Annotated in this window: 10 protein-coding genes and 1 tRNA gene; 7 read left to right on the forward strand and 4 right to left on the reverse strand. The window is 71.6% G+C overall.

The window, feature by feature from the left end; all coding sequences use genetic code 11:
- Positions 1 to 40 precede the first annotated feature (40 nt).
- Positions 41 to 1,609: a metallophosphoesterase gene (locus ALMP_RS17485; protein WP_375803498.1), complete on the reverse strand. Its 1,569-nt coding sequence runs from the start codon at positions 1,607 to 1,609 to the stop codon at positions 41 to 43.
- Between the two features lie 84 nt (positions 1,610 to 1,693).
- Here ALMP_RS17485 and ALMP_RS17490 point away from each other — a divergent pair, with 84 nt between their 5' ends.
- From ALMP_RS17490 to ALMP_RS17515, 6 genes are all read left to right on the forward strand, one after another.
- Positions 1,694 to 2,044, forward strand: a complete 351-nt coding sequence (locus tag ALMP_RS17490) for a metallopeptidase family protein (RefSeq protein WP_003999986.1) — start codon at positions 1,694 to 1,696, stop codon at positions 2,042 to 2,044.
- A 92-nt stretch (positions 2,045 to 2,136) separates the two neighbouring features.
- The gene (locus ALMP_RS17495; protein ID WP_264929265.1) at positions 2,137 to 2,667 is read left to right on the forward strand and encodes a hypothetical protein; all 531 of its coding nucleotides are present in this window, start codon (positions 2,137 to 2,139) and stop codon (positions 2,665 to 2,667) included.
- Positions 2,668 to 2,944: 277 nt separating this feature from the next.
- The gene (locus ALMP_RS17500) at positions 2,945 to 5,116 is read left to right on the forward strand and encodes a DEAD/DEAH box helicase (protein ID WP_264929266.1); all 2,172 of its coding nucleotides are present in this window, start codon (positions 2,945 to 2,947) and stop codon (positions 5,114 to 5,116) included.
- Between the two features lie 175 nt (positions 5,117 to 5,291).
- A complete protein-coding gene (locus ALMP_RS17505; protein WP_264929268.1) occupies positions 5,292 to 8,372 on the forward strand; it encodes a VCBS repeat-containing protein in 3,081 nt (1,026 codons plus the stop codon).
- A gap of 48 nt (positions 8,373 to 8,420) precedes the next feature.
- The gene (locus ALMP_RS17510) at positions 8,421 to 9,944 is read left to right on the forward strand and encodes an amino acid permease (protein WP_264929270.1); all 1,524 of its coding nucleotides are present in this window, start codon (positions 8,421 to 8,423) and stop codon (positions 9,942 to 9,944) included.
- A gap of 89 nt (positions 9,945 to 10,033) precedes the next feature.
- Positions 10,034 to 10,106, forward strand: a tRNA-Lys gene (locus ALMP_RS17515).
- A gap of 213 nt (positions 10,107 to 10,319) precedes the next feature.
- Here ALMP_RS17515 and ALMP_RS17520 read toward each other — a convergent pair.
- The 3 genes from ALMP_RS17520 to ALMP_RS17530 are packed head-to-tail and all read right to left on the reverse strand — an operon-like array spanning position 10,320 to position 11,046.
- The gene (locus tag ALMP_RS17520) at positions 10,320 to 10,628 is read right to left on the reverse strand and encodes a hypothetical protein (protein ID WP_264929272.1); all 309 of its coding nucleotides are present in this window, start codon (positions 10,626 to 10,628) and stop codon (positions 10,320 to 10,322) included.
- Positions 10,625 to 10,804 (reverse strand): hypothetical protein, encoded by a 180-nt coding sequence (locus tag ALMP_RS17525; RefSeq protein WP_264929274.1) that lies wholly within the window; start codon positions 10,802 to 10,804, stop codon positions 10,625 to 10,627. Before ALMP_RS17525 ends, ALMP_RS17520 begins: the two co-directional genes overlap by 4 nt.
- Entirely contained in the window at positions 10,801 to 11,046 is a 246-nt protein-coding gene (locus ALMP_RS17530; RefSeq protein ID WP_264929275.1) for a hypothetical protein, read from the reverse strand. The genes ALMP_RS17525 and ALMP_RS17530 overlap by 4 nt, the downstream gene beginning before the upstream one ends.
- A 98-nt stretch (positions 11,047 to 11,144) precedes the next feature.
- Here ALMP_RS17530 and ALMP_RS17535 point away from each other — a divergent pair.
- The coding region (locus ALMP_RS17535; protein ID WP_264929277.1) for a winged helix-turn-helix domain-containing protein at positions 11,145 to 11,354 on the forward strand (210 nt) is incomplete at its 3' end.

Below are 11,354 nucleotides of genomic sequence, written 5' to 3' on the forward strand. Positions count from 1 at the left end.
GAGAAGCATATGGGATGGCGGGAGGGTTCGCCAAAACGGTTTACGGAGCGGTGGGCGAGGGGGTGCCGGCGGAGGGGGTCGGGGTGGTGGGCGACGGGGTGGCTCCGGGGCGGTTCTCCTTCGGTAGATGGCGGCTGACCTCGGCCGTTGTCAGCCCCAGGCCGCCGAGCTTGATCTCGTCCCAGGCCTGGAGGCGGCGGGTGTCGCGGTCGAAGTAGAGGATCGACGCCTCGATGGGGTCGGGGTACTTGCCCTCGACGGCGCGCAGTCCGCTGCCGCCCGTGGAGCCCTCGACGCGCAGCCGGGTGCCCTTCTCCAGGACCTCCATCTCCTGGTGGTGGATGTGCCCGGCGAGGACGAGGGGGACCTCGCCGTCGGTCTGGCGGGCGGCGGAGGGCTCGTGGGCGATGGCGATGTCGGCGGGGGTGCCCGCGGCCCGCTGGGCGCGCAGGGCGGCCGCGAGGCGGGCGCCGGCCTGTTCCTGGACGCCCTCGGTGTTCTGCTGGGCGGAGCGGTCGGGGGTGAACTGGGGGTCGCCGATCCCGGCGAAGCGCAGTCCGGCGACGGTGACCGCGCGGCCGTCGTCCAGCACGTGGACGTTCTTGATCCCTTGCAGATAGCGCTGGGTGACCATCGAGTCGTGGTTGCCGCGGACCCAGACGTAGGGCGCGCCGAGGTCGGCGATGGGGTCCAGGAAGCCGTTCTCCGCGGCCGTGCCGTGGTCCATGGTGTCGCCCGAGTCGACGATCACGTTGACCTTGTACTGCTTCACGAGCGAGGCGATGATCTTCCAGCTCGCCGGGTTGAGGTGGATGTCCGAGACATGCAGGACACGGACGGTGGTGGGGTCCGGCTGGTAGGCGGGCAGGGTCGAGGTGACGTCGTAGAGCTTGGTGACGTTGGTGACCAGGCGGGCGAGTTCCCGCTGGTAGACGTCGAACTCGGTGACGATGCTGCGGGCGTTGCCGACGAGGGAGGGGGCGGAGGAGAGCAGGCCGGAGAAGCGGGGTTCGAGGACCGACTTGGGGTTCCAGGTGGCGTAGGCGCTGGCGCCGGAGGCGGCGAGCAGGGCGAGGGCCAGTCCGCCGGCGGCGAGGGCGCGGCGGGGGCGGCGGTAGACGGCGAGGCCGAGCGCGGTGGCGCCGGAGACGACGGCGACGCAGGAGCGCACGGCGAGGTCGAGGGTGCCGTGCTCGACGTCGCGGGCGACCTCGTCCTGGAGGCCGGAGAGCCGTTCGGGGTGGTCCACGAGGGCCTGGGAGCGGGCGGGGTCGAGCTGGTCGACGTTCACGTCCAGGCGGACGGGGGCGATGTGGCTGTCGAGGTGCAGGGCACCCAGCGGTGAGACGTTGATCTTCGTGCCGCCGTCGACGGAGGGGCGCAGCGTCATCGTCGTGTTCATCGGGCCGACGGGGACGCCGACGTTGCCGACGACGAGCAGTCCGAGCCAGGCACCGAGCAGGACGACCGAGCTGAGGCCGAGGGCGCGGCGCCACGGCTGGGGCCGGGCGGCGAGTTCGGGTGTGACGCGGGGGCGGCGGACCGGGCGGATGCGGGCGAGGAGCTTCATGGGGTTCAGGGCTGCGACGGGGACGCGGGCGCGGACCATTGGTCCCGTATGCCCAAGTCCGCGCCCGGATATGCGGGCCGTTCGTACCCCTCGTACGGCGGTTCCGTGCCGGAGAATGGGCCTGTGCTGGAGATGACGCGCGAGGAGTTCGAGGAACTGGTCGCCGAGGCGCTGGACCGGATTCCGCCGGAGTTGACGCGGCTGATGGACAACGTCGCGGTGTTCGTCGAGGACGAGCCGCCGGCGGACGATCCCGAGCTGCTCGGGCTGTACGAGGGCACTCCGCTGACGGACCGGGGGGAGTGGTACGCGGGCGTGCTGCCGGACCGGATCACGATCTACCGGGGGCCGACCCTGCGGATGTGCGAGACGCGGGAGGAGGTCGTCGAGGAGACCGAGGTCACCGTGGTGCACGAGATCGCGCATCACTTCGGGATCGACGACGCCCGGCTGCACGCGCTCGGGTACGGCTGAGGCGCGGGTCGGGCCGAACGGGCCGCGTGTCCTCTTGCGGGCGGCGGGAGTTGGTGAGGTTGACTTCTGCGTCTGCCTCCGGAGGTGGCCCCGTGCGCCCCTTGTACGTACCCGTTCGCCTGGCCGCCACGGTCCTCGCCGTCGCCGCGGCCGCCGGATGCATGAGCGTGGGGGACGAGGAGGGCAGCCCGGCCAGGCCGTCGCACTCGGCCGGGCAGCGGGGCGGTGAGGCGCCGGACGGCGGGCCGGGCGGGCAGGCCGCCGGGGACGGGTTCGACGCGGCGGGCGGCGAGGGCGGGCGCGGGCGCGGCAAGGACGGCAAGAAGGGCGAGCCGGACGAGTCCGCCTCTCCCGAGGCCTCGCCGTCGGCGGGGGCGACCGCGCCGGCCCCGGTGAAGGTGAAGCCGGGCAAGAGCGAGAAGCCGGGGAAGCCGCAGCCGCCGAAGGAGGAGCCGACGCCCACGCGCTCGGCCGATCCGGAGCCGCCGCCGTCCCCCGAGCCCCCGCCGTCGCCCTCGCCGGAGCCGCCCGTGTCGCCGGAGCCGTCGTCGTCGGCGCACGAGGAGCCGACGCCGCAGCTGGTGGAACGGGAACCGGCACCGCGGGCCGGGTCACCGGCCTAGAGGCTGTGGAGTTTGCCGCCGGTCGCGGGCCCTGGCACGCTCCCCGTAGGCCGTCCCGGGCGGTGTGACCTACGTCGCTGAAGCTCGGTTTGCCTTGGGGGGTGGTGGGTGCGTATGGTGGTAGATCGTTTGATCCCATTTGCCCGGCGCCACCGCAGAGCGCGCCGTGTGGCGCGTACTCTCCCTTGCCGTGGCGGACCGCATTGAGGCGGTCGTGATGCGACTCACGGAGTTGACGGGCGCGTGCCGACGAGACTCCGGAAGGTTTCGCATACGCATGTCCATTTCCAGTACTGATCACGTCGTCGTGCCCGAGAACGAGGCCCTCGAGAACGAGGTCGTCGAGATCGTGGCCGCCGAGACGGACACCCCCGAGGTGACCTTCGCGGACCTCGGTCTGCCCGAGGGCGTCGTCCGCAAGCTCGCGCAGAACGGCGTGACGGTCCCCTTCCCGATCCAGGCCGCGACCATCCCGGACGCCCTGGTCGGCAAGGACATCCTCGGCCGTGGCCGCACCGGCTCCGGCAAGACCCTCTCCTTCGGTCTGCCGACCCTGGCCACGCTGGCCGGCGGTCGCACCGAGAAGCACAAGCCGCGCGCCGTGATCCTCACCCCGACCCGTGAGCTGGCCATGCAGGTCGCGGACGCGCTCCAGCCGTACGGCGACGTCCTCGGCCTGAAGATGAAGGTCGTCTGCGGCGGTACGTCGATGGGCAACCAGATCTACGCCCTCGAGCGCGGTGTCGACATCCTCGTCGCCACCCCCGGCCGTCTGCGCGACATCATCAACCGCGGCGCCTGCTCCCTGGAGGACGTGCGGATCGCCGTCCTCGACGAGGCCGACCAGATGTCCGACCTGGGCTTCCTGCCCGAGGTGACGGAGCTGCTGGACCAGGTCCCGGCGGGCGGTCAGCGGATGCTGTTCTCCGCGACGATGGAGAACGAGATCAAGACCCTCGTCGACCGGTACCTGAACAACCCGGTCAGCCACGAGGTCGACGCCGCCCAGGGCGCCGTCACGACCATGTCGCACCACATCCTGATCGTGAAGCCCAAGGACAAGGCGCCGGTCACCGCCGCGATCGCCTCCCGCAAGGGCCGCACCATCATCTTCGTGCGCACCCAGCTCGGCGCCGACCGGGTCGCCGAGCAGCTGCGCGAGGCCGGCGTGAAGGCCGACGCGCTGCACGGCGGCATGACGCAGGGGGCGCGGACCCGGACCCTCGCGGACTTCAAGGACGGGTACGTCAACGTCCTGGTCGCGACCGACGTGGCCGCCCGAGGCATCCACGTCGACGGGATCGACCTGGTGCTCAACGTCGACCCGGCCGGCGACCACAAGGACTACCTGCACCGCGCCGGCCGTACCGCTCGCGCGGGCCGCACCGGCACCGTCGTCTCCCTGTCCCTGCCGCACCAGCGCCGTCAGATCTTCCGTCTGATGGAGGACGCGGGCGTGGACGCCGCGCGTCACATCATCCAGGGCGGCGCGGCCTTCGACCCGGAGGTCGCCGAGATCACCGGCGCCCGGTCGATGACCGAGGTGCAGGCCGAGTCCGCGGGCAACGCGGCGCAGCAGGCCGAGCGCGAGGTCGCCCAGCTCACCAAGCAGCTGGAGCGGGCGCAGCGCCGTGCGGCCGAGTTGCGCGAGGAGGCCGACCGGCTGGTGGCCCGGGTCGCGCGCGAGCGGGGCGAGGACCCCGAGGCGGCGGTGGCCGAGGCGCAGGCCGCGGCGGTCGAGGCCGCCGAGACCGTCGAGCCGGCCGTGGTGAGCGAGGTGTCCGTGCCGGAGCAGCCGGCCGCGCGGGACATGGACCGCGGGGCGCGGTCGTTCGACCGGGACCGTGACGACCGCGGTGGGCGTTCCTTCGAGCGTCGCGACGACCGGGGTGACCGGGGCTTCCGTCGCGACGACCGGGACCGTGACCGGGATCGCGACCGTGACCGTGGCGGGCGTTCGTTCGAGCGTCGGGACGACCGGGGTGGTCGGGGCTTCGAGCGCCGTGACGACCGTCGTCCGTTCGACCGGGACCGTGACGACCGCGGTGGCCGTGGGTTCAACCGGGACCGTGACGACCGTGGCGGGCGTTCCTTCGAGCGCCGCGACGACCGGGGTGGTCGGGGCTTCGAGCGCCGTGACGACCGTCGTCCGTTCGACCGGGACCGTGACGACCGCGGTGGCCGTGGGTTCAACCGGGACCGTGACGACCGTGGCGGGCGTTCCTTCGAGCGCCGCGACGACCGGGGCGGCTTCCGCCGTGACGACCGCGGTGGCCACCGGCACAACGACCGCCCGTTCAACCGCGACCGCCGTGACGACCGTCCGGGCTTCCGTTCCGGCGGCCACGACCGCCCGAACGGCCGCCGTGACGACCACCGTCGTGACGACCACCGGGGTGGCTCCTTCGGCCGCCGCGAGGACAAGCCGCGCTGGAAGCGCAACGGCTGACGGTCCGGCTGACTGAACGCCGTGGCCCCCACCGAATTCCTCGGTGGGGGCCACGGCGTTTCTCGTCAGAGGGCTGTAATATCAGCCGACTTGTGAGACGGATGTGAAGGCCGGGGGGCCGGGGACGCCCAAGGTGTCCTGCCCGTCCGTCTCCTGTTCCCGGGGAGGGACTCACTTGGCTCGTCATGGCTTCGTCCGCCTGCGTCTCGTCGCCGCTTCCGCCGTTCTGGCGGCCGGCCTGAGCCCGTTGCTGCCGTCGCCGGCGGTGGCGGACACGCCGCAGGAGACGGTGGTGCCGGCGAATCTGCGCGACACGTACACCTCGGGTGCGCTCTACGGCGCGTCGACGTACTCCGGGCGGGACGGCGCCGGAGCCCAGGGCGTGTTCCACAGCCTGGAGGGTTCGGGTCTCGTCTGGACGCGGTACTCGGACGGCACGTCCACGAAGGTCGTCCGCCCGCAGGGGTACATCAACTACGGCGTGGCCGGCGGTGACGTCCTCGCGTATCACTACCCCGACGGCCGGGTCGACCTGTGGAACGCCGCCGACGGCATCACCCGGACCGTCCGGATCCCCGAGGAACTGGAGCCCATCGCTGTCCACGACGACGTGGTGGTCGCTTTTCGGGAGTGGGACGACGAGAGTGGCGCGTCCCACCGGGAGACGCACCTGCTCTTCCCGGAGGCCGACGGCGGCACGCGGGACGTGCCGGTGACGGGAGTGCCCGAGGGCTACGACCTCGTGCGGCCGACCGGCGCCGACGCCGACGGGCTGCTGTTCATCGCCGGAGGGAAGACCTGGGGTGACTACCGGTCCGTCATGGTCGACCGGCGGACGGGACAGGTGCGGGGGTGGACGCCGGCGCGCTCCACCCCGTACCTCGACGCCCAGGTGACCACCGACCACGTGGTCGTCTTCGACGCCGGCGATCCCACCGTCCTGGTGTTCCCCCGGTCCGATCTGTCGGCGGCCCCGACCGCGGTCACCTTGGCGTCCTCGGACGCGCAGGACCTCGCCGTGGTCGGCGACTGGCTGGTGTTCCGGGCCGGTTCGGCGGTGCGCGCCCAGCCGCTCGCCGGCGGAGCCGCGGTGACGCTGCTGTCCTCGTCGCACCGGGGCGTCTCCGCCGTCTCCGACGGCACTGCCCTCGCCGTGGGCCGCACACCCGCGATCGACGACTGGGGCGTGCAGCGCATCCAGCCCGGCCCCGACGGCATCCCGGTCGTCACGCAGATCAAGGCACTGCCCAAGCCGCCGCGCAAGATCCAGGGGTTGGCGCTGGACCACGGTCGGCTGGTGCTCACCGACCAGCAGTCCGCCACCGCGGGCGGGGGCATGCGCAGTACGCTCAGGCGCACGGTCGCCCCGACCGGCACCCCCACGTTCGGTCCGGCCTCCACCGCCCTCGGAGGCGGCGTGATCGACAACTGCGAGGCCGGCGACGTCGCGTGCTCCTCGCTCTGGGGCGCCGCCGACGGACAGCTGGTCTGGCTGGACCACGACCCGGCGACGGGCAGTGACCTGCTCAGCAGCGCCGGGCCCGGTTACTTCCTCAGGGAACGGAAGGTGCCCGCGGGCGGGCGGATCACCGACGTCTCCGGCCGCTATGTGATCCACAAGGCCGCCACCCAGCAGTCCGTGTACCGCATCGCCGGCACCGGCACGGGCGTCCCGGTCGTCACCCGCACCCCGGGCCCCGCAGCCCTCTCCGGTCACCTCCTGTGGACTCCGGGCACCACCCCGGGCGTGGTCACCGCCTACGACCTGGCCGCCAGGAAGACCACCGAGACCCTCACCACGGACGCCGGCTGCACCCCCACCGACCTCCAGGCGCTGGGCCGCTGGCTCTACTGGACCTGTGACGGGCGGGCGGGCGTCTACGACCGTACGGCGCGCACCTCCGTGCCGGTGCCGGCCGACGAGGCCGCGCTCGGCGACGGGTATGTCGTCACGCACGACAAGCAGGCCGGGAAGCTGGTCATGACCACGGTGGCCGACGGTGCGCCCGTGAGCCGGGTCATCGGCGATCTGCCCGACACCGGCGTCTCACAGCGCGGTGTGCGCTGGACCGTGGACGAGTCCGGGGCGAACGCCGCCTATGTCGACCGTCGGGAACAGGTGCGCCTGGTGCCCTCGGGTGTGCCGCAGCAGCCGTTGCGGTTGCTGGAGCCCGCGCAGACTCCGGCCGAGACCTCCCCGGGCAACCCCCTCGTCGCGCACCTTCTGCTGTCCAAGCCGGCCGTCGGCTGGTCGCTGGACGTCCGCGCCAGGACGACGGGCGAGCGCGTCGGCGGCACGGACGGCGGTGCCGTGCGCGGGGCGCTGAACGTCAACTGGTACGGCGGTGCCGAGTCCGGCGGGAAGCCCGTTCCGAACGGTCACTACGACTGGACGGTGACCGTCAGGTCCGCGGACGGTGTCGGCGATCCGCTGGTGGTGCGGGGCACCGTCCGGATGGTGGGCGGCAGTGCCGTGTTCCATGACTACGTCGGTCCCGGGTCGAAGCCGGACGGCGTCGGCGACCTCCTGACCATGCCCCGTCCGGGCACCCTGACCTACCAGCAGGGAACAGGTCTGGGCACCTTCTCCGGCCAGGTCAGCGGCAGTGGCTGGCCCGGCGGGATCACGGCGGTGCCCTTCGGTGACCTGAACGGCGACCGCTGCGACGACGTCCTCGTGCGATTGAGCGGCGGGGAGCTGCGGGCGTACGCGACGGGCTGCGGTGGGGCGGTGACGCCGACATCGCCGCACTGGACGGTCGGAGCCGGCGGATTCGGTCAGTTCGACGTGCTGACCTCGCCCGGCGATGTGAACAAGGACGGTCGGCCGGACCTGATCGCGCGCAACCCGTCGACGGGCAAGGTGTACCTGTACAAGGGCACGAGCAGCCGGACGCTGGCGGCGCCCGTCAAGCTCTACGACAACTGGAAGTCGTACAAGAAGATCGTCGGCGTGGGCGACCTGAACGGTGACGGTGTCGGTGATCTGCTGGCGCAGGACACGGCGAACAACCTGTACCGCTACCTCGGGACCGGCAACGGGACCTTCACGGCGCGGGTGAAGCTGTTCGCGAACTGGGGGGCGTCGTACAACACGGTCGTCGGCGCCGGTGACATCACCGGGGACGGCAAGGCGGACCTCGTCGCGCGGGACACCGCGGGTGGGCTGTACCGGCTGCCCGGTACCGGGACCGGCACCTTCGGGGCGCGGGTCAAGATCGGCGCGGGGTGGCAGAACTACAAGGGCCTTTTCTAGCCAACTTGTGACGTGTGTCACGCCCCCGGTGAGGGAATTGCTGGGGGCATGACAGATGACGTCAGTACGAGCGGGTTGTCGGACGAGGAACGGCTGGCTCAGCTCGGCTACACACAGGTCCTCGCCCGCCGAATGTCGGCGTTCTCCAACTACGCGGTCTCCTTCACGATCATCTCGGTGCTGTCCGGGTGCCTGACGCTGTACCTGTTCGGCATGAACACCGGCGGCCCCGCGGTCATCACCTGGGGCTGGGTCGCCGTAGGACTGATGACCCTCTTCGTCGGCCTGGCGATGGCCGAGATCTGCTCGGCGTACCCGACCTCGGCAGGCCTCTACTTCTGGGCGCACCGCCTGGCCCCGCCCCGCAGCGCCGCCGCCTGGGCGTGGTTCACGGGCTGGTTCAACGTGCTCGGCCAGGTGGCGGTGACGGCCGGCATCGACTTCGGGGCGGCGTCCTTCCTCGGCGCGTACCTGAACCTCCAGTTCGACTTCGAGGTGACACCCGGCCGGACGATCATGCTGTTCGCGGGCATTCTGATCCTGCACGGCCTGCTGAACACCTTCGGCGTGCGCATCGTCGCGCTGCTGAACAGCGTGAGCGTGTGGTGGCACGTGCTGGGCGTCGCGGTGATCGTCGGCGCGCTGACCTTCGTACCCGACCACCACCAGTCGGCGTCGTTCGTCTTCGGCGAGTTCGTCAACAACACCGGCTGGGGCAGCGGGGTGTACGTCGTGGCACTGGGGCTGCTGATGGCCCAGTACACCTTCACCGGCTACGACGCCTCCGCCCATATGACGGAGGAGACCCGCGACGCGTCGACGGCGGGCCCGCAGGGCATCGTCCGCTCCATCTGGACCTCCTGGATAGCCGGCTTCGTCCTGCTCCTCGGCTTCACCTTCGCCATCCAGTCCTACGAGGGCGCGCTCGCCTCCCCGACCGGCGCGCCACCCGCGCAGATCCTCCTCGACGCGCTCGGCGCGACGGCGGGCAAGCTGCTGCTGCTCGTCGTGATCGGCGCGCAGCTCTTCTGCGGCATGGCCTCGGTCACCGCCAACAGCCGCATGATCTACGCCTTCTCGCGGGACGGCGCGCTGCCCTTCTCCCGCCTCTGGAGCACCGTCGACCGCAACCGCACCCCGGTCGCGGCGGTCTGGCTGGCGGCCGGCGGCGCACTCGTGCTGGGCCTGCCCTACCTGATCAATGTCACCGCGTACGCGGCGGTCACGTCGATCGCCGTGATCGGCCTCTACATCGCCTACGTCATCCCGACGCTGCTGCGGCTGCGCAAGGGCGAGGCCTTCGAACGGGGTCCGTGGCACCTGGGCCGCTGGTCGCGGGCGGTGGGCGTGGTGTCGGTGGCCTGGGTGGCCGTCATCACGGTCCTGTTCATGCTGCCCCAGGTCTCCCCGGTCACCTGGGAGACCTTCAACTACGCCCCGATCGCCGTACTGGTCGTTCTCGGCTTCGCGGCGCCCTGGTGGCTGGTGTCGGCCCGCCACTGGTTCCTCGCCCCCGACCACGCCCGAACGACGGCCCGGGAGGGTGTACCGGCCGAAACGACGGATCCGTGACGTTTCTCCGTCGCCGGCACGGCCGTGTCCCCGATACCCGATCGGAGACACGGCCTCCTCCGGCTATGCTCATGGAGGCGGCATCGCCTGGGCCCTTAGCTCAATTGGCAGAGCAGTGGACTTTTAATCCATTGGTTGTGGGTTCGAGTCCCACAGGGCCTACGAGAGAGCCCCCACGTCAGAGGGATTTGACGTGGGGGCTCAGCCGTTTTTCGGGGGCTCGTTGATCGTTAGCTCGCCCAATGCTCGCCCGAAGTGCAGACGATCAAGACATGGATGCGGCCCCGGTCGGCGACGGGGGGCGCCGGCCGGGGCCGCGGGTCCCGCTCGCCCCAATGGCATGGGGTACTGGGCGGGCGGGAGATCAGCCGGGGGTTACCGGCAAGGCTGTGCGAGTGCGTGCAGGGCGCGGCTGTCGGGGCAGTAGTCGCGGTGTGAGCAGCGGGGGCATGTTCGGATGTGGATGCCGTACACCCGGGCGGCCTCGCGGCTGGCGCAGGACTGGCAGGCGCGTGGCAGCCAGCGCTGCAGCACGCCGTCGATGACGCTGAGCCGGGGCCCGATGCCCATCTCGGGCGTCTTGCCGCACCACACGCAGAGCTGACCCGTCACTCGTGCGCGGGCGAGCCGGGCCGCCTTCGGCACGGCCAGCATCTCGGCCGCGTTGACGAACCCGGCGTTCACGGCTGGTCCGCGATGGGGGCGAGGTCGTAGGCCTCGCGGCACGAGAAGCACGCGAAGTGCCGGGCGCCCGCCGCGTCCCGCACGAGACGGGCGGTGGCGCTGTAGCCCTGGTGCCAGGCGCACCAGGCGATACCGACTGACTGGGGGGTGGTCGGGTGTGTGCCGTCGGTTTTCACGTGCTCACCTCGTCTTTGATCTCGGCCCAGATCTCCGGTGTGCCGCCCGCGCTGCTGCTGCCCCAGTCGTCTGCGGTCTGCAGGACGGCGATGACCTGGTGCCACCGGTCCCACTCGTCCGGGGCGGGGGCGAGGGCGGATATGCGGGCGCCGTGCTGGACGGGGAAGAGGTCCACCTGCTCCCCGTCGAGGGCTTCCTTGAGGGCGGCCCGTAACTGGGCTGCTCGGTCGCTGATCGGCACGACGAATCCCCGCTCTTGTGCGAGAGAATGACTCTCGCACGAGAGTAGCGAGAGTCTGGCTACTCTGTCACGCAAGTCACATGGAAGGGAGGCGGACGGTGACGGCCGAGACGCCCCTGTACCTGCAAGTCGCCGAGGAACTGCGAGGCCTGATCGAATCGGGCGAGCTGCCGCCCGGCACCCGTCTCCCCTCCGTCTCCGAGATCTCCGCCAAGCACGGCAGCAGCAACAGCGTGGCCACGGCCGCCTACAAGGTCCTCGTCGACGACGGCCTGGTCGTCTCCCGGCACGGCGCCGGCCACTACGTC

The sequence above is a fragment of the Streptomyces sp. A012304 genome, from assembly GCF_026008495.1.
GTDB lineage: Bacteria > Actinomycetota > Actinomycetes > Streptomycetales > Streptomycetaceae > Streptomyces.

Excerpts from the sequence above, each read along its gene's own strand:
- ALMP_RS17485 (WP_375803498.1), bottom strand. The coding sequence starts at position 1,609 with ATGGTCCGCGCCCGCGTCCCCGTCGCAGCCCTGAACCCCATGAAGCTC.
- ALMP_RS17500 (WP_264929266.1), top strand. The coding sequence starts at position 2,945 with ATGTCCATTTCCAGTACTGATCACGTCGTCGTGCCCGAGAACGAGGCC.
- ALMP_RS17510 (WP_264929270.1), top strand. The coding sequence starts at position 8,421 with ATGACAGATGACGTCAGTACGAGCGGGTTGTCGGACGAGGAACGGCTG.